This window comes from Rhizobium sullae (genome assembly GCF_900169785.1).
Taxonomy (GTDB): Bacteria; Pseudomonadota; Alphaproteobacteria; order Rhizobiales; family Rhizobiaceae; genus Rhizobium; species Rhizobium sullae.
Genome location: NZ_FWER01000004.1, coordinates 139832 through 157716 on the forward strand (window position 1 = coordinate 139832; position 17885 = coordinate 157716).

At 59.7% G+C, this 17885-nt stretch carries 19 protein-coding genes, 1 tRNA gene and 1 pseudogene; 11 read left to right on the top strand and 10 right to left on the bottom strand.

All coding sequences use genetic code 11. The annotated features are described in order from the left end of the window. Positions 1–137 precede the first annotated feature (137 nt). Positions 138–500 carry a response regulator CpdR1 gene (gene cpdR1 / locus BN1800_RS05335; RefSeq protein ID WP_003542883.1) on the top strand — a complete coding sequence of 121 codons (363 nt, stop codon included), beginning with the start codon at positions 138–140 and terminating at the stop codon, positions 498–500. 84 nt (positions 501–584) lie between these two features. Beyond that, positions 585–659: transfer RNA gene (locus BN1800_RS05340), tRNA-Val, on the top strand. 492 nt (positions 660–1151) lie between these two features. Here BN1800_RS05340 and BN1800_RS42225 read toward each other — a convergent pair. Beyond that, the gene (locus BN1800_RS42225; RefSeq protein ID WP_244564449.1) at positions 1152–1664 is read right to left on the bottom strand and encodes a sunset domain-containing protein; all 513 of its coding nucleotides are present in this window, start codon (positions 1662–1664) and stop codon (positions 1152–1154) included. Positions 1665–1862: 198 nt separating this feature from the next. Here BN1800_RS42225 and BN1800_RS05350 point away from each other — a divergent pair, with 198 nt between their 5' ends. Further along, positions 1863–2168 carry a hypothetical protein gene (locus BN1800_RS05350; protein WP_179213751.1) on the top strand — a complete coding sequence of 102 codons (306 nt, stop codon included), beginning with the start codon at positions 1863–1865 and terminating at the stop codon, positions 2166–2168. A gap of 627 nt (positions 2169–2795) precedes the next feature. Then, positions 2796–3731, top strand: coding sequence for a HEPN domain-containing protein (locus BN1800_RS05355; protein WP_086995203.1), 936 nt, complete (start codon positions 2796–2798; stop codon positions 3729–3731). 184 nt (positions 3732–3915) lie between these two features. Here BN1800_RS05355 and BN1800_RS43385 read toward each other — a convergent pair whose 3' ends face one another. Then, positions 3916–4050: a hypothetical protein gene (locus BN1800_RS43385; protein ID WP_022715855.1), complete on the bottom strand. Its 135-nt coding sequence runs from the start codon at positions 4048–4050 to the stop codon at positions 3916–3918. Between the two features lie 317 nt (positions 4051–4367). On the opposite strand from BN1800_RS43385, the gene BN1800_RS05360 reads away from it, so the two are divergent. After that, positions 4368–4565, top strand: a complete 198-nt coding sequence (locus tag BN1800_RS05360) for a CrpP-related protein (RefSeq protein ID WP_086995206.1) — start codon at positions 4368–4370, stop codon at positions 4563–4565. Positions 4566–4757: 192 nt separating this feature from the next. Further along, entirely contained in the window at positions 4758–5234 is a 477-nt protein-coding gene (locus BN1800_RS05365; RefSeq protein WP_027508018.1) for a hypothetical protein, read from the top strand. Between the two features lie 3 nt (positions 5235–5237). Here the strand turns inward: BN1800_RS05365 and BN1800_RS05370 are convergent, their stop codons facing one another. Further along, on the bottom strand, positions 5238–5936 hold the full coding sequence (locus tag BN1800_RS05370) for a hypothetical protein (RefSeq protein WP_086995209.1): 699 nt from the start codon (positions 5934–5936) through the stop codon (positions 5238–5240). A 143-nt stretch (positions 5937–6079) separates the two neighbouring features. Here BN1800_RS05370 and BN1800_RS05375 point away from each other — a divergent pair, with 143 nt between their 5' ends. Then, the gene (locus tag BN1800_RS05375; protein WP_086995211.1) at positions 6080–6598 is read left to right on the top strand and encodes an MgtC/SapB family protein; all 519 of its coding nucleotides are present in this window, start codon (positions 6080–6082) and stop codon (positions 6596–6598) included. Between the two features lie 28 nt (positions 6599–6626). Here BN1800_RS05375 and BN1800_RS05380 read toward each other — a convergent pair whose 3' ends face one another. Both BN1800_RS05380 and BN1800_RS05385 read right to left on the bottom strand, forming a co-directional pair. Continuing rightward, positions 6627–6824, bottom strand: a complete 198-nt coding sequence (locus BN1800_RS05380) for a hypothetical protein (protein WP_086995214.1) — start codon at positions 6822–6824, stop codon at positions 6627–6629. Positions 6825–6897: 73 nt separating this feature from the next. Further along, positions 6898–7131, bottom strand: a complete 234-nt coding sequence (locus BN1800_RS05385) for a hypothetical protein (protein WP_086995217.1) — start codon at positions 7129–7131, stop codon at positions 6898–6900. Positions 7132–7535: 404 nt separating this feature from the next. Between BN1800_RS05385 and BN1800_RS05390 the strand changes: the two genes are divergently transcribed. Beyond that, positions 7536–8663 (top strand): DUF475 domain-containing protein, encoded by a 1128-nt coding sequence (locus tag BN1800_RS05390; protein ID WP_086995221.1) that lies wholly within the window; start codon positions 7536–7538, stop codon positions 8661–8663. A 105-nt stretch (positions 8664–8768) separates the two neighbouring features. On the opposite strand, the gene BN1800_RS41285 is transcribed toward BN1800_RS05390, so the two are convergent. From BN1800_RS41285 to BN1800_RS05415, 5 genes are all read right to left on the bottom strand, one after another. Further along, positions 8769–8939: a hypothetical protein gene (locus tag BN1800_RS41285; RefSeq protein ID WP_086995223.1), complete on the bottom strand. Its 171-nt coding sequence runs from the start codon at positions 8937–8939 to the stop codon at positions 8769–8771. Positions 8940–9098: 159 nt separating this feature from the next. Next, on the bottom strand, positions 9099–10616 hold the full coding sequence (locus tag BN1800_RS05400) for a tripartite tricarboxylate transporter permease (protein WP_027508012.1): 1518 nt from the start codon (positions 10614–10616) through the stop codon (positions 9099–9101). 11 nt (positions 10617–10627) lie between these two features. Continuing rightward, positions 10628–11119: a tripartite tricarboxylate transporter TctB family protein gene (locus BN1800_RS05405; RefSeq protein ID WP_086995226.1), complete on the bottom strand. Its 492-nt coding sequence runs from the start codon at positions 11117–11119 to the stop codon at positions 10628–10630. Continuing rightward, positions 11116–12060, bottom strand: coding sequence for a Bug family tripartite tricarboxylate transporter substrate binding protein (locus tag BN1800_RS05410; RefSeq protein WP_086995229.1), 945 nt, complete (start codon positions 12058–12060; stop codon positions 11116–11118). The genes BN1800_RS05405 and BN1800_RS05410 overlap by 4 nt, the downstream gene beginning before the upstream one ends. Before the next feature lie 310 nt (positions 12061–12370). Then, entirely contained in the window at positions 12371–13435 is a 1065-nt protein-coding gene (locus tag BN1800_RS05415) for an ABC transporter substrate-binding protein (RefSeq protein ID WP_086995232.1), read from the bottom strand. A 339-nt stretch (positions 13436–13774) separates the two neighbouring features. Between BN1800_RS05415 and BN1800_RS05420 the strand changes: the two are divergent. The 3 genes and pseudogenes from BN1800_RS05420 (at position 13775) to BN1800_RS05430 (ending at position 17813) form a co-directional block, all read left to right on the top strand. Further along, a pseudogene (locus BN1800_RS05420) lies at positions 13775–15655 on the top strand (TPR end-of-group domain-containing protein). Between the two features lie 101 nt (positions 15656–15756). After that, on the top strand, positions 15757–16434 hold the full coding sequence (locus tag BN1800_RS05425) for a response regulator (RefSeq protein ID WP_086995236.1): 678 nt from the start codon (positions 15757–15759) through the stop codon (positions 16432–16434). Then, entirely contained in the window at positions 16431–17813 is a 1383-nt protein-coding gene (locus tag BN1800_RS05430; protein ID WP_086995238.1) for a sensor histidine kinase, read from the top strand. Before BN1800_RS05425 ends, BN1800_RS05430 begins: the two co-directional genes overlap by 4 nt. Positions 17814–17885: the final 72 nt, after the last annotated feature.

A 17885-nucleotide genomic window follows, 5' to 3' on the forward strand; every position in this document is an offset into this window, starting at 1 on the left:
GTTGCCTCACCTCAAGTCCATACTATGTAGCGGGGATGACAGCCTGGGGTAGGCAATTCACCGGTTGTTTACCGGCTAAAGTCTAGTGTAAATAGCTGGCACCTCCCACCAAAACCTATTCACAATCGGTCTGGATAATGACTCAGAAGATACTGCTCGCCGAAGACGACAACGACATGCGCCGCTTCCTCGTGAAGGCGCTCGAGAAGGCCGGTTACAAGGTCCTGTCCTACGACAACGGCGCAAGCGCCTATGACAGGCTCCGTGAAGAGCCCTTCTCCCTGCTCCTGACCGATATCGTCATGCCGGAGATGGACGGCATCGAGCTCGCGCGCCGGGCGACCGAACTCGACCCGGACCTCAAGGTTATGTTCATCACTGGTTTTGCAGCCGTCGCGCTCAATCCCGATTCGAAAGCGCCGAAGGATGCAAAGGTGCTTTCCAAGCCCTTCCATCTTCGCGATCTCGTTGATGAAGTAAACAAAATGCTTGCCGCATAAGGCTTGCGGCCGGCGCGTCACAAAACTTCAAAAAAGCCTATTGACGGCTCCCAAGGTTTTGTGATCTATGCGCCGCCATCGGATGGGCGTGTAGCTCAGCGGGAGAGCACTACGTTGACATCGTAGGGGTCACAAGTTCGATCCTTGTCACGCCCACCATCCAATTACTTGATATTCAAGATGTTTTAGGCTCCTTCGGGAGCCTTTTACATATTTCCCGGTAGGTTCGCTGAACCTGGGGAAGAGCGCGCCTTACGTCTTCTTGGCTTCGGTTCAATTACATGCGCGTATTGCGGATACTCGGCCTTTAATTGCTCAAGCTGAAGCTCTGGAGGGCGGTTTACAGGGCTTTCGATGGTCTCACGGTATCGGATGAGGAACGGAAGGAAATCGCCACCATCTTCGGGAATTTGGCCCACGGCGGAAGCCACTGTGCTTGGCGGCGGCTCCTTTAACGGGATTCCCATCTCAGCCCAGGTTTTCGTCACGCTGACCCAAATCGCGTGTTCCGGCGGCACCTCCTCGGCAGGTAGTCCGCTCCATCCTTGAACTCGAAATGCCGTAGCAGCCACCTAAGGGGCGTACGTGGCAGCATCGTGATGCAGAGCTGCCATCCCTTGATGACCTCGCGGCACTCTTCCGCAATCTCCCTCATGTTCGCTTGGTTTTGGTTGGTCGCCGGCCAACGACCTTAGACACCGCGAAGTACGCCACCGGTCCGACAATGATCCCGACCAACAGGGCGAGAACTGTTTCCCGATCGAGGAAATCGCTCAGAAAAGCCCACCCTCTCGTTGGTTTCTGCTCCGAATGAGCTTTTCTCCACCCGGCTTCGCGAACCGCCTGCTCAGAGCAGAACCACCGTTCCCCATCGAAGTAATTGATACGCGTTTCGTCGTAGTATTCTTGCCCCGGGAGATGGTAGATCCGCTGCCCGGTGTTGTGGCTGATGTTGCCCTTTATGTCGCAGCCATGGATTAGCGGCACGTACTGAGAAATGTTGAAGAGAGCAACCGCTGTGATAAAGGCGATGCTGGCAATCCGACTGATGCCCTTGCGCTGGCGCGATCGCCGCCGCGCATGCGGCCTAAGTTGACCTGGCGCATTATCCCCTGTCTTCCATTTCTGACGCTTCCGCGGATCGAGGTCGACGCTTTTCCCCATTGCACTCCCCCCGGACGGAGAATGCCGACTGAGAGATGCACAGTTCAGATAGCCAACTAAGCTTATGATTGCGGTGCATTGACTCAGGGACGGGCCATGGACGCGCGTCAGGCGTCGGGGTGTCTTCGTCTTGTTTGGCGATGACGGCGGCGGAGACGTACGGTTCTTGCCGAAGTCTATCGCGCACAGGCCGACGCGTTGATGATCGAGGCCCGGGCCAAGATGCGGTTGGCAGAAGAATACGACGCGGCACAAGATCGCGGCGAAGTCGCAGAGGTTGGCCAACCAAGTATTATTCCAGACCAGAATAATAAGCCGGTTACTGCCAAGGAGATTGATCTGGCTCTTCCGAAGCTCGCTTTCGAGACCTTGCCGGTTTCGACGGCATGGACCAGTTCGGGCGTGCCCTGCTCAATGACCTTTGCTGCGCTTGCGACAGATCGTGGCGACACGGAAAGCATCTGCGCAGCGGCGGAACGATCAACGTGCAAACTTGCATCTTGATCCCCTTCCTGTCGCCACCGTGCTTCACGGTTTCGAGTTTGGTCGCGACCATCGCCCGCTGGCTTTCAGTCAGGTGCCTGCGCCTGAGGTTGACGCTGATCACGAAGCCGAGCGGATCGTCGCCGGTTAATCTATTCGGGGAAAGCAACGCTCAATCGAAAAGGCCCGCCGGGGTGTTGGCGGGCCTTCGAACAGGACGGTCATTAAAAGGCCACCGCTCTGCCTTCTGCGACAAAGGCGAAGCGGTGGCCGAGAACCGACCAAAGTTCATTAACCATAAAGCGTGAAGCCTTTGTGTATGGCAACTAGCTAATATGGGCTATATCTTCGATGTTGCATAAGAACGTCGGAGGGCAGTTGCAGCGCTCGTGCGGCGGTTCGAGTGCTCCCATCCTCACCGCCTCAGCATGCCCGTCGATGACGTCGCCCAGGCAATAGAAGCCCCTCCGCTTGCCTGGCTTGATGTAGCCCGCGCGTGAGAGCGTACGAATACACGAGAGGGTTACGCCACCGCGCCAGCAGCATGCAATGTTGCTGATTTGCCGCCAGAACAAATAGCTGTCGGTTGCATCAAATGTGCGTCTCTCGTAAAGCGTTTAGATGCGCAACAACCGATGAGCCGTTACGATGGATACGATTCCCACCGAAGGCTTTGATGCGGCAGTGACCCTGACAGACCATCTCGACCATCTGCCCGACAAGAAGCGTCGAGAGCTCGCCCGCATCCTCGAAATCCTGTTCTTCGAGGTCGAGCAGTTCCGCGCCACCAAGCTGTCCGGCAAGAAGGCAGCCGGCAAGGTGCTCATGGTGCTGCTCTATGGCTCCTATGCCCGCGGCGACTGGGTCGAGGATCGTGCGAGCGGCTACCGCTCCGATTATGACCTTCTCATCGTCGTCAACACCAAGAGCTTTGCTGAGGAGCATGAGCTGTGGGAGGCGCTGGAGGAACGATTACTGCGGGAGCAGATCAGCCATCGGATCGAAACGCCGGTGATCCCGATCGTGCACTGCCTGGCAGACGTCAACGACCAACTGGCGCGTGGCCGGCCGTTCTTTACCGACATCGCCAAAGACGGCATCGTGCTCTACGAGGAGCCTGGCCATCCCCTCGCCCAGCCGAAAGCGCTGACACCGGAGGAGGCAAGGGCTGAGGCACAGCGGTATTTCGATCAGTGGTTTCCAAGCGCGGATGCATTCAGCGCATCCGCAGGTTTTCTCATAGAGAGAGGAAATTTGAAGGAGGCTGCGTTTAATTTACATCAGGCGGTCGAGCGGCTCTATCATACTGTTTTACTCACTCTGGCTCTCCACAGCCCGAAATCGCACCGGATCAAGGTGCTACGCTCGCAAGCCGAAAGCGCCGATGCGCGACTGGTTGCCGCCTGGCCGCGTGACACGCGTTTTGCCCGCCGTTGCTTTGAGCTTTTGTCTCGCGCGTACGTCGAGGCGAGGTACTCGTCGAAATACACGATCAGCAGTGAAGAGCTGCAATGGCTCGTCGCGCGCGTGAAGGACTTGCAGGCGCTCGTTGAGGAGATCTGCAAAGACCGTCTTGGTCCATGAAGCCGGATCTTCCTCATATTGAGCGGTCAAAGCGTTGTTCCACGCTAGAAAGGGGATTTCGCCAAGCCACAGATTGTGATTGGCGAGTTATCTTCCAGGAAAGCGAGAAATCGCGCCTCACAGCGCAGTGCTACGCTCTTGCCCAACACGGCTGACAAGCCAGCCAAAACCCCAACAAGTACTTTTACTTCGTAAGCGTGGCGTCTTCAGATAGAGTTGCTGCGGTTTGCAGGTTCGGCGTCTCAGGGATGGCTGCGATGAAGAACATCGTGAACGCATAAACTGAGAACAGCGTCAGCACCGCGGTCAATCGAATCATTCAGTATCTCCTTATTCACAAGGAACAGCTTGACCCATATCGGAGCTTTCCCAAACCGTTTTCTGAACGGGAGATGAACAAAAACTTGTGACAGGGCATTTTAACGATATTTTTACAACACATTTCGGAGAGTCTCTCCCGTTCCCACGGGGGCTTATAAGCCGGAAGAAGGAGGGTTCCATGACCGTGACGAAGGTATTGCTCCATTTGAGCTAATCCTGTGAATAGCGGGAATCGACGCCGGCCCTCTGGACATTAGCAAGGAGAAATGTTTGCCTAGGCAGGCTGGCTGAGGGGCCGGCGGTTGGGGGCAAGTGATGGAAATCGAAGAACTGCTCGACATGCAGGAGCGCGGAATACGCGATCGGGTCCTTGGCTACACTCTAAGCGACAACCCCATGTCGCGGCCGGAACTGATGCCGATCCGCGACGCCACGGAACTCGAGGTGTGGCACGCCCGCTACGAAGCATGGCGCTTCGGCTGGTCCGTCGAGGACGCCAGCCGGCGCCATTGAACAGGCGAAGTCCTATTCAGCCCCGCTCAAGCAAGACGGAAGACTGAGGCCGGCCGTTGTTGTTAATGGCCACGCTTCCCGGAACGGGCCGCTATCCCTGCAGCGGCCCGTTTTCTTTGAGTGCGGCAAATTTCGGACACAGAAACATGCGACGCCCGTCCGGCAAACCAGCATGACAGGAATCCTGAACAGATGAGACTGATAGTGATTGCAGCCGCGGCGCTTTCCGCCGCAGCTTTCGCCTCCGGCGCCAGCGCCGCCTCCCAGAATTTTCCAGGTGCCGGCGTTTCGACACTCGCGGGCAAATGCGCAAAACTCGTCGTTGGCAAAGTGGATGCAACGAAGGGCTGCAAGGGCGAACTCGCCAGTGTGGGACTGCCGAACGGTCAAGTGACCTTCATCTTCACGTCAGGCGGCAAGATGCTTGGCTTTCAAGGCGATGGCACCGCGATCAAGCCGGCATCCAACGGCAATGCCCGCATTCCGCTCAAGATGGTGACGACGGGCGCCGGCGAGAAAATGACAGGCCAGGTCAAGGTGGCAGGCACCTGCACCTTCGGCAATCCTTACGGCGGCAAGCCTATCGTGATCGAATGCACCGCCGAGAGCAAGGATACGGCCTTCACCGGCAGCTTCCGCACCAGCGGTAAGGCTCCGAAGCAGAAATAGATCTCAGGTACACCACCCACCGGCAGCGCCTGGCTTGCGGGCAAGGCCCTCGTTAATCAGTTGAGTGCCCAAGGAACGGCCGCCGCGCGAAATCACGTGCGGTGCACCGGCACCGACCGGCTTGCCGGCAGCGTTCATGACGAAGGGCCCGGCGTTCAGAAATTTGAGCAGCCTCGATTTTGCGGCAAAGCCGATCCTTCGCTCTCCTTCGCAACGCGCGGCGCCGACGTCCGGCACGGCCATATCCGCGATCAGGATCTTTTCACCCTTATACCAAAAAGTCCCGCCGTCTCCGACGCAGTTCATATGCTCGCCCTGCCCGCAATAGCCGAAGGCAGCGCGGGCGTTTTCCGAACTGGCGGGTGATGCGGCCGTCGAGGACAGCTTCACAGGCTGCGCAGCAGGAACCGGAACGGCGGCAGGCGGCACGGGGCGCTGCGGCTGCGAAACAGCGGCCTGCCTCGGCACACTGTTGGCGACAGCCGCTTTGGGCGCATCTGGCTTGATTGCAGCGGTAATCGCAGCTGTATCCGGCGCCCGTGAGGCAAGGATCGGCCGCACGCTCTTCCAGTTGTCGTAAAGAGCAATGCCGCTTACGGCAACGGCGCCTGCGAAGAGCCAGGGCAAGGCTCCGCCCTGCCCCCTGCCCTTCGATTTTGCGGATGATTTGCGGCGGCGGCCGCGAGGTACAGTTCTAGCCATCTGGTCCGAATCCCGTGATGGCCGATTATCGCCTCCCAATCCTTTCCGAAAGGTTGGCATGAGCGCTCACACTCCTCCCGGCGAACAAAGAGCCACGCAGGACGTTAGCTCGCGGAGATGTTTTCACCGGAAGAGTTCCCGTCATGGACGTCATTTTTGCCGATATGCTCCCCGAAACCGGTATTCATTATTCGGTCATCTTTGCGCGGCTCATCGGCGCGATCGTGCTCGGCGGCATCATCGGTTTCGAACGCGAGGTGCGCGACCATCCTGCGGGCCTCCGCACTCATATTCTGGTGAGCCTTGCTGCAGCGCTCTTCGGGATCATTTCCATCGAAGCCGTGCAGGTGCCGAGCTTTGCCGACGACCAGCAGGTCCGCATCGATCCGCTGCGCGTCATCGAGGCCGTGACGGCGGGCGTCGCATTTCTGGCCGCAGGCATGATCGTTTTTTCGAGAGGTAGGGTGAAAGGACTGACGACCGGAGCTGGCATGTGGCTCTCAGGCGCGATCGGCCTTGCCGTGGGCTTCGGTTACTGGCCGGTCGCCTTCTTCGCGACGGCGGCTGCAGTCTGCGTCCTGTTTGCTCTGGGTAAAATGGAGCAGCGCCTGGAACGCGATTCCGGAAAAAATCTGCCGCCGGAGGACGAGGCCGACTCATAGAAAACGCCAGGCATGCAAGCGCTTCCTTTTAATTGCGATCAGAATTAGCGGGCTGCCCTGTTGAACTGTCGTTCTCCGGAGGCACCTTCGTCCCACCGCCAGTGATATTCCCGAGTGCCGTTTTGCGCTTCTGGATATCGATGCCGTTCCCGAAGGCTTCCTTGAGAGCCTGCCATTCGCTTTCGTGTTTCAAATAGATGTCCTGCGGCACGAGATCAGTCGTCATGTGGTCCTCACATTTTTGTCCGGGCTTTAAATGCAAAAACCCTGACGCCGGTTCCCGCGCCGTCTGAAAAAATCTAGCGGCGCGGTTTGCGGCCTTTGGACGCTGCAGTGTCGGGACCGCCTTTTGAAAGATCAGCGCCGGTGACATGAGCCGGAACATGAATGTCGTCCATCGGCGTCTGCGGCAGCGTCAGATCGACATGGTGCGGCGGCAGCACCTGCACCTTCTGCATGCGGTTTGGCTTTGCCCGCTTCATGCGGTCAGCCGCTTCCGCCCGCTTGTCGGGAGAATGGGTCGAAGCCTGCATCGTTGTCCCTCCTTTTTATCGCGCCGGCAATGGAGTTCCATTGCCTCAACCAGAGCCTAACGGGCGGGCGCCTGCATGGTTCCAAAGAAAAGCTCCGGCACGTAATGCGGCCGCCTTGACTGCTGCCGCAGGTTGACTACCTAAAAGGCTGTCTGCAGCCAAAATGATGCGCATGGTTGCCCCCCGTGCAAAAGCATCGGCTGCAGGACAAACACTGGTGCCGGGCCCCTCTGGCGAGAGTTTTTACGGCGCTCTCGTGATGTCGGTACCGCCTGCAAATAGCCGGCGGATTTTCATTCGATGAAAAAGCTCACAATGCCTCACGCGCATATCCCTTTCGATATGCCGCGCTTTTCAATCACATCATCCTTCAAAAACGATGTCCGCACCAAAGGAGTGCGGCCATGAAGCAATCCATCAGCCATAAACCCACGCTCGGCTATTTCCGCTGGGCTTTCATCATGACGGCATTTGGCCTGGCGCTTGGCGCTTTGCTGGGCTGGCAGTCCACCGGCACGATCAGCGGCATGGCGACGATCTTCTTCATCTGCGCGGTTCTGGCAGTGCTGGAGATTTCCCTCTCCTTCGACAACGCGATCGTCAATGCCAACAAGCTCAAGGAAATGACGCCAGCCTGGCAGCACCGGTTCCTGACCTGGGGCATCATCATTGCCGTCTTCGGCATGCGCATCGTCTTTCCGCTGGCAATCGTGGCGATTGCCGCAAATATCGGCCCGATCGACGCCGTGGTCCTCGCAGCGCGGCAACCGGCCGAATATGCACGCATCATGAACGAGGCCCATCTGCCGATCGCAGCCTTCGGCGGGACCTTTCTTCTGATGGTCGGCCTTACTTACTTCTTCGACCATGAAAAGGACGTCCATTGGATCGTCTCTCTCGAGAAACTGATGTCGCGTGGCGCAACGATCAAGGGCATCGAGATCGCCTTCGTTCTCCTGCTGATTCTCACTTTTGCTTCACTGCTTGAGGGCGAAGAATCGACGACGTTCGTCTACAGCGCGATCTACGGTCTTGTCACATTCTTAGTCGTCGAAGTGATTGGCGCACTGCTGGACGCCTCGCAAAGGGCCATGTCAGAGGCGGCACGCGGCGGCCTCGGCGCATTCATCTATCTCGAGGTGCTGGATGCGAGCTTCTCGTTCGACGGCGTCATCGGCGCTTTCGCCCTGACGCAAAACCTTTTCATCATCGCCATCGGTCTGGGCATCGGCGCGATGTATGTACGCTCGATGACGATCATGCTCGTCGAAAAGGGGACGCTGACGCATTACCGCTACCTGGAACATGGCGCATTCTACGCGATCCTGATCCTTGCGATCATAATGTACGTCCAGACCCTCTTCCACATTCCGGAAGTCGTCACCGGTCTCGCCGGTGCAGCGCTCATCGGAGTCTCGCTCTGGTCTTCGATCCGCCACAACAAGCGGAAAGGCGAGAAAACCCAAGCGGAAGCAGAAGCGAAGGCGCAAGCCGAAGCCCATTCACCTGCCCGCGAGCGGCTGAAGGCCTGATGCAAGCAAAGCCGCAGCGTTTCATGCGTTGCGGCTTGTCCGGGGCAAAAATAAAGCCCGCGACCAACCGGTTGCGGGCTGTTTCATGCGTAATATATCGGCAGATTAACGGCCGATATGGTCGAAGGCGTCCGGCGCGATACCGAGAACCTTGAGGTCCCGACCCTTCGGACGGCGGCCAGCTTCGAAAGCTGCGCTTACGGCGTTTGCGGCGCCGATCACAGCGAAGGCACGGCCGAAGAAACCTTCCCGAATGGACTTGCTGTAGGAGGACATTTATTTTTCTCACTTAGCTTCATTACTGACTGTTCACATATGATGCGCCGCAGCATTCTCCACAAGTGACGGGAATTCAGGCCTGCCATGCAAAAACAAGCAGCCGGCCCATGTTTCATGGCCGGCCGCAAGGCAGGGGTTCGAGCAGTATTTTTTCTTTTAGTCTTCGCTTGCAGCAAGTTGCGAAAGAACTTCTCCGCGGCCGCGTATTCTCAAGATCAGCGGAATGATAAAGGCCGCAGCCGCAACGATCAGCAGCCCGGCTGCAATCGGCGACATGACAAGCGTCGTCACGTCGCCCTGGCTGATGGCGAGTGCCCGCCGCAACTGCTGTTCGGCAAGCGGCCCGAGGATGAGGCCGACGACCGCAGGCGCGATCGGATAGCCGAAGAGCCGCATGATATAGCCGAGAACACCGAAGGCGAGCAGCATGCCGAGTTCGAACACCGACGGATTGGCGCCGATCGTGCCGAGCGTCGCAAACAGCAGGATGCCGGCGTAAAGCCAGGGCTTCGGAATCGTCAGCAGACGCACCCATAGGCCGATCATCGGCAGGTTGAGCACGAGCAGCATGGCATTGGCGATCAAAAGGCTGGCGATCAGCCCCCAGACAAGCTGCGGATTGGACGCAAACAGCAGCGGCCCAGGCTGCAACCCGTACTGCTGAAAGCCGGCGAGCATGATCGCCGCCGTTGCCGTCGTCGGCAGGCCGAGCGTCAGGAGCGGCACAAGGGTGCCAGCCGCCGACGCATTGTTTGCCGCTTCCGGACCTGCAACACCTTCGATCGCGCCTTGACCGAATTCTTCGGGATTCTTCGCAAGACGTTTCTCGGTCGCATAAGAAAGGAACGTGCCTATCTCGGCACCACCGGCCGGCATGGCGCCGATCGGGAAGCCGATCAGCGTGCCGCGCAACCAGGGTTTCCAAGAACGGGACCAATCCTGCGCCGTCATCCACAGCGAGCCCCGGACGGCTTCCACCTTTTCCTCGCCGCGATTGCCTTGGGCGGCGATGTAAAGCGTTTCTCCGATCGCAAACATGGCAACCGCAAGCGTCGTCACTTCGACACCGTCAAGGAGATCGGGAATGCCGAACGAAAGCCGTGCCTGACCCGTTTGCTGGTCGATACCGACCATGGCAAGGACAAAGCCTATGAAGAGGGAGGTCAAGCCGCGCAGCGCTGAGTCCCCGAAGGCCGACGAAACGGTCACAAAAGCGAGTACCATCAGGGCGAAGTATTCGCGCGGGCCGAAGATCAGCGCCAGTTTGACGATATAAGGCGCCACGAAAGCAAGCCCCAGCGTGGCGATGAGGCCGGCCACGAACGAACCGATTGCCGCAGTCGCCAGCGCCGGACCACCGCGGCCCGCGCGTGCCATTTTATTACCTTCAAGCGCAGTGACGATCGAGGCGCTCTCGCCCGGCGTATTCAACAGAATGGAGGTCGTCGAGCCACCATACATGCCGCCGTAGTAGATACCGGCAAACATGATCAGCGAGCCGGCCGGATCGAGCCGGTAGGTGACAGGCAGGAGAAGGGCAACGGTCAGCGCAGGGCCAATGCCTGGCAGAACGCCGACAGCGGTGCCAAGCGTAACACCGACGAATGCGTAAAGCAGGTTCATCGGCTGCATGGCGACCAGTATACCCTGGAAGAGGAATTCAAAGGTGCTCATCGCATCCAATCCTAGAAGAAGAGTCTTTCGAGCGGCCCGGCAGGCAAGGTGAGCTGCAGCAGTTGCGAGAAGATAGCCCAGACGATGAAGCTGAAGACGATGCCGAAGGGAATCGAAAGCCAGAGCTTGCGGCGCCCGAAGCCGCGTGCCGTGAACGCAAAGAGAATGCCGGTGGCAATCGAGAAGCCGGCCGTTTTCAGAAGCAGCATTTGAGCCGCAAGACCGGCAACGATCCAGATGACGGGAGCGACTTCCTGGCGTTCGCGCTCGGAAAAATCTCCGCGCACCGCCTCAAAGACAGTCCAGATGCCGAGGCCAATCAACCCGAACGCCACGACCTTGGGCGCGGTGGCCGGCCCGATGCGGGCATATTGCGCGATCGCTCTCATATGCGTGGCGTCCCAAAGCATGACGGTCGCAACGACGAAAAGACAGATGGCAATGATCAGCGCCGCCCAATCCGGGCGGCGCTTCGTTGCCAAGGGTGCGTTGCCCCTGCTCATTTAACAAGCCCGATCTCTTTGAGGATGGCCTCGGTAGCCGAAACGTCCTTCTCGAGCTGCGCCTTGAAGGCATCGCCGGCGAGGTATGTGTCGGCCCAGCCCTTCGTCTTCAGGATTTCCTGCCAGCCTGCCGACTTGGAAAGCTTGTCAAAATCAGCAGTCACAGCAGCCGTCTGCTCAGGCGTCAGGCCGGGAGCGGCGGCGACCATGCGCCAGTTCTGCACGTTGACATCGACGCCAGATTCTTTCAGCGTCGGGGCGTCGACACCCTCAATGCGCTGATCGCTCGAGACGGCGAGCAGGCGGAGCTGCCCGGCCTTTACCTGCGATTCGAATTCGCCATAGCCTGAAATCCCGGCCGTCACCTGTCCGCCGAGGATAGCGGCAAGCGCCTCGCCGCCGCCCGAGAAGGCGACATAGTTGATCATCGTCGGATCGACGCCGGAGGCCTTCGCGATGAGACCGACCGCGATGTGGTCGGTACCGCCGGCCGAACCGCCACCCCAGGACACCGAACCCGGATCAGCCTTCAGCTTGGCAACGAGATCGCCCATCGTCTTGATGTCGGACGACGCCGGAACGACAATGGCCTCATACTCACCGGTCAGGCGAGCGATCGGTGTGACGTCCTTCAGCGTGACAGGCGATTGATTGGTCAGGATCGCACCGACCATGACATAGCCGCCAACGATCAGGGCGTTCGGATTGCCGCTGTTCTGGCTGGCGAACTGCGCCAGACCGATGGTGCCGCCGGCGCCCGGAACGTTCTGAACCTGAACATTGCCGGAGATGCCTTCCTTCTGCATGACCGTCTGCAGCGAACGGGCCGTCTGGTCCCAGCCGCCGCCAGGTGCGGCAGGCGCCATGATGGTGTAGTCGGCCGAATAGGCCGGCAGCGCGATAGCCGCTGCGAAAAGCGTAGCAAGGAAAGTATGCTTCACGATGTGTCCTCCGTGACCGCGGTGAGCGCCGCGTATTGTTCTCAAGGGAATCGGGAAGCAATGCCGGGCAGCGGACTTGATGGTCCGCAATGGCGACGGAAACTCCTCCCGAAACGTCTGCCCTCCGCCTCCACGGAGAGAAGTGCCAGAACCGCACCACATCAAGCTGTCATTTAGCTGACATTACCAGGATATCCAGCGCCGGTGACACTTTTTTGCCGTAATTCGAGCATGGGGCGCCCGGTCACGCCAGCGGCACACACCTCAAATCCGCTTCAGCAAAGGACGGGAATGCGAACGCCGCCATCATCTACCGCGTCCGCAGCACCTCGTTCCAATGGGCGATCAGCCGCGCGCGTTTGACCTGGTCGAGATAGACCATCAGGCCAGGGCTGACCGGAACGGGCCGGAGCTGGGCGCCGAGAAGTTCCTGCAGGGTATTGGCCGTATTCTCGCCCGCGACCTCCGGGCTGACAGCGGGAATCTGGAGCTCGCGGGCCATGATCGTCTGTCCCTCCTTCGACATGAAGAAGGTGAGATATTGCCGCCCGAGTTCCGGCTCGGCAGCGGCCTGCGGCACTAGGCCGATCCGCGACATTACGACGGTATAGTCTTTTGGCAGCACGATGCCGACATCAGGGTGCCGGGACGCCCAGTCCGCCGCATAGGAGCCGAGGATGTTGTAACCGAGCACGAAGCGCCCGTCGGCGACCCGCTCCAGGATCGCCGAGCTCGTCGAATAAAGCTTGACGCCAGCAGCTCCCATGGCCCGGATCACTGACCAGATGTCCCCGAACTGCTCCTGATCGCGCGCCATGAAAAGAAAGCCTACGCCGGAGCGTTCGATGTCATAGGTGCCGATCCGGCCGTAGACCGCGTTGCCCTTGCGCTTCAGATAATCGACGAATTCCGCCCGTGAACTTGGTACCGGCTCATGCGTGAAGCTCGGCTTGTGATAGACGAAAACGGCCGGCTCGAAAGTGAGCGCATAGGCGGTGTTCCGCCAGTTTGCCCATTTCGGCCATTGCCCGCTCATCGGCAGATTGCTGACCTGCGCGTAGCCGTCGTTGGAGAGCTTCACCTGCAGGTCCATCGCCGACGAAAAGGCAAAATCCGCCGTTTTCTTCCCGGCATCCGTCTCCCGCACGATCCGGTCGTAGATCTCGCCCGTCAGCATGTCTTCGTAACGCACGGCGACATCCGGATTGGCCTTCTGAAAGCCATGGATCATCGGTTGGGCTAGCGGCTCGTCGAGCGAGGAATAGACCGTCAGCACTCGTGCATCCGCCTTGCCGGATTTCGCGGGATAAAAGGCCTGATCCGCAAGCGCGAGATGCGGTGTAAGACACAAAAGCAGAATGAAACGGATCCTCATGCGCCCAACAATGCATCAGGGGCCGCAAGGGCACAAGCAGCCGACCGCATTAGGAATTTCAAGAGAGTGCCGCTGAGTCGCGGATCGGCTCGTGTTGCGAATCGAGGCACTGCCTCAAAATATGCTTTTGGCCAGTTGCCGCCGCGAACCAATCCTAAAGGATTAGCGTTTGGCGCAATCTTCGCCCGAACGGTGTATTGATGCGTGGCCACAACATAATAGGTTCAACCAGCCGCGAAGCACGCCTATATCGCAAGACGCTTCTTGCAGGGGGGATGGCTTTGCGCGGTCAAAATCTGGAAAAGCGAGACTGACATGAGAGAATCCATGGAGAGAGTCATGGAACGGCGACTGAGTGCTATTCTCGCCGTCGATGTCGTCGGCTTCAGCCGGCTGATGGGTATCGATGAGTCCGGCACGTTGCAGGCGCTGAACCGCCACCGCTGCGAACTGATCGATATTCGAATCTCAGACTACAAGGGCCGCATCTTCAAACTTACTGGCGACGGCATCTTCGCCGAGTTCCAGAGCGTGGTGAACGCGGTCGCCTGCGCCGCCGAGATCCAGCGCAGCATGGCCGTCCGCAACGAGGACGTACCGAAGGAGGAGCGCGTGGAGTTCCGCATCGGCATCAATCTCGGCGACGTCATCGTCGAGGATGGCGATGTCTTCGGCGACGGTGTCAATCTGGCGGCACGGCTGGAGCGCGTCGCGCCTCCGGGCGGCATCGCCGTTTCCTCCATCGTTCGCGATCAGGTGGGCTCGCGCCTCAATCTCGGCTTCGACTTTTTAGGTGAACACGTGTTCAAAAATATCAGGCAGGCCGTCCCGGTCTACACGGTCGCCTTCAACGCGCCGACTTCGGCGCGCTTCGTGGCACAGAACCGCAATACCTGCTTCGTCGCCGTCCTGCCCTTCACGAACATGAGCGGTGACGCCGATCAAGACTATTTTTCGGACGGGATAACCGAAGACATCATCACAGACCTCTCCAAGATCTCCAGTCTGCACGTCGTTCCCCGCAACACCGTCTTCACTTACAAGGGCACGTCGGTAAAAGTGAAGCAGGTCGCTCAGGAACTCGGCGTTCGCTATATGCTCGAAGGCAGCGTTCGCATCGCCGGCAAGCGCGTGCGTATCTCGAGCCATTTGGTCGACACGATGAACGGCGACCATCTCTGGGCCGAACGCTACGATCGCGACCTGACCGACATCTTCGCCATCCAGGATGAGATCACCCATGCCATCGTCAGCCAGTTGAAGGTGCGCCTGCTGCCGGAGGAGAGAAAGGCGATTGCCGTCGAGCCGACCGCCAATGTCGAGGCCTATACCTATTATCTGCGCGGCCGCCAACTCTCCCATACCTGGACGAAATCCTACCTGCAGCTTGCGCGCCGTATGTTCCTCAAGGCGGTCGAACTCGACCCGGACTACGGCCGGGCCTATGCTGGCATCGCCGATTGCGACGCGGCAATCCGCGATTGGGCGCCGGCGGATGTGCCTTTGAAGGGCATTCTCGAAATGAGTGCCCGCGCCCTGGAGATCGATCCGGACCTTGCCGAGGCCCATGCCTCCCGCGGCCTGGCGCTCCACCAGAACGGCGAGGACGACAAGGCCATGGCCGCTTTCGAGCGCGCGCTTGCCCTCGACCCCAATCTCTACGAAGCGAATTTCCACTATGCCCGCTTCTTCTTCATGCGTGGCAATTTCGCCGAGGCAGTGCAATACTTTACCCGCGCCGCCGAAATCCGGCCGGATGACTACGTCTCTCCCATCCACCTGATGTCGGCCTATCTATCCCTCGGCCGGACGCTGGATAAGGAAAACTAGGCCCGCCTCGGCCTCCAGCGAGCCGAACGGGCGCTCAACCTCAACCCGGAAAATTCAGGCCCGGCTCATCGCGGCGCGCTGGCGCTTGCCCATCTCGGCGATGCAGTGCGCGCCTGCGACTGGGCAGCACGGGCCATCGCCATCGATCCGGACGACATCGTCGCCCAGTACAACCTCGCCTGCGTCCATGCCGTGCTGGGAAACGTGGACAAGGCGATCGATATCCTGGAGCAGTTGCTGCCGCGCAGCTCGGTTTACCATATCAAGTGGTTCACCCACGATTCGGACCTGGACAATCTGCGCGACGACCCCCGCTTCCGCAAACTGCTGGCGGAGGCGATGAAGGAGCGCGAACGGATCGAGGGGGGGAGGGAGCGGTGTACTGTGTAGCCGGCCAGGGGCTCCGCACCCAACCATCACCCCACACAATTTCACTATGACATCCATTCCCCATACCTGATAATCTCTCGCAGAACATTGGGGAAACACTGTTGCGCATCCTGCTCACCGAAGACAACATCGCGCTGGCCGACGGCCTGTCTGCGATCTTGCGCGGTACGGGGCATGCCGTCGACGTCGTCCATGACGGCGCATCCGCCAATGCGGTCATCGCGGCGGAAAATTTCGATCTCGTGATCCTCGACCTCAACCTGCCGGAGATGGACGGGCTGGACGTCTTGCGCAGCATGCGCGCCCGGCAGAACCAGGCGGCGGTCCTGATCCTGACCGCACGCGGAGCGCCGGAGGAGCGGGTCAGGGGCCTCGATCTCGGCGCCGACGATTACCTCATCAAGCCCTTCGACATTGCCGAATTCGAAGCGCGTGTCCGCGTGCTGCTCCGGCGCCAGGCGGGCCTGCACTCAGCGACGGTGATGTATGGCTGCGTGTCTTTCGATCTCAAATCCCGAACTTTTTCCGCCGGAAACATGCAGCTTGATATTCCCGCTCGCGAAGTCGGACTGCTTGAAATCCTCTTCATGCGTGCCGGCAAGGTCGTGTCCAAGGAGGCAATCACCCAGTCGCTGACGGCCTTCGACGATGACATTTCCGCCAACGCGATCGAGCAATATGTCAGCCGGTTGCGCAAGCGCCTTGCGCCGCATGGATTGACCGTGAAGACCGCACGCGGCATCGGCTACTATCTCGACAAGCTTCACGAGGCCTCATGAAAGCCGCCTATTCGCTGAGGCGCCGGTTGCTTTTCTGGCTGCTGATCTCCACAGCCGTCATCGGCACGCTAGCGCTTGCCGACACATACCGGGAGGCGGTCGAGACCTCGAACATCGTGTCCGACCGTGTGCTTGCCGGTTCGGCGCTTGCCATTGCCGAGCGCGTCGTCGTGGCGGAGGACGGTACGCTGGAAGTCGATATCCCCTATGTCGCACTGGAAATGCTTACGTCTGCTGCGCAGGATCGGGTGTTCTACCGCGTCGACGGCCCGCCCGGAGCGTTCATCACCGGCTATCAGGAGCTTCCGGTTCTCAAGGAAACCAAAGGCGACGCGGCCGTCTTCGCAGACGATATTTTCCGCGGCGAACCGATCCGCGTCGCCACGCTGGAGCGCTCCGCCTCGACCGGTATCCGCTCCGTTCCCTTCGTCGTCACCGTCGCGGAAACGACGATCGCCCGGCGCCATCTCGCACGTGCCATCCTTCTTCGTTCGGCCGTCCGCCTCGCCTTCATGATCGCGGGTGCGGCCGTGATCGTCTGGATCTCGGTCTCGGTCGCGCTCCGCCCGCTCTACAAACTTCGCGATGCGATCGGCGAGCGCAGCCCGGACGACTTGCATCCGATCGAGCAATCGGTGCCGAGCGAGGTGCAGCCGCTGGTGGATACGGTGAACAGCTTCATGGTACGCCTGCAGTCCGCCCTTGACGCCCTCCGGAATTTTACCGGCAATGCCAGCCATCAATTGCGCACGCCGCTTGCCATCATCCGGACCCAGCTCGCGCTTTCCGCCCGCGCCGCAACGCTGCCTGAAGCGCAGGACTCGGCCCTGAAGGGCGACCAGGCCGTCGCGCATGCCGAACGCATCCTCGCCCAGCTGCTGCTGATGGCAAAGATTGACGCCGCAACGGCCAAGGAGGCTCTGGCAGCCTCGAAGATCGACATCGCCGCCATCGCCCAGGACATCACGGGCGAGTTGATCCCCGCTGCCGCCGAAGCCGGTATCGACCTGGGGTTCGAAGGTGAAGGTCCTGCGATGATCCGCGCCGAACCCCTGCTGATCGGCGAATTGCTGCGCAATCTCGCGGGAAACGCTATCGCATATTCCGGCAAGGGTGCCGAGGTCACCGTGCGGATCGCGCACGAAGGCGATGCTGTGCGCCTCGAGGTTGAGGACAATGGTCCCGGTATCCCGCCGGAGAAGCTCGAAGCGGTGCGCCGCCGCTTTTCACGCGGCGGCAACTCCGATGCGCCAGGCGCCGGCCTCGGCCTCCCGATCGTTGAGGAAATCGCCAATCTTTTCAATGCGATGCTCACGCTCTCGCCAGCGGCCCGCGGCAAGGGGCTCAAAGCCGTCGTCGCCTTTGCAAAAGTGTCGTAAAGGCTGCAGCGTTAGCCTTCCGCCTTGCTTTCTCTCGCTGCATTGCACACTATCGACAATGGGAACAGCTCA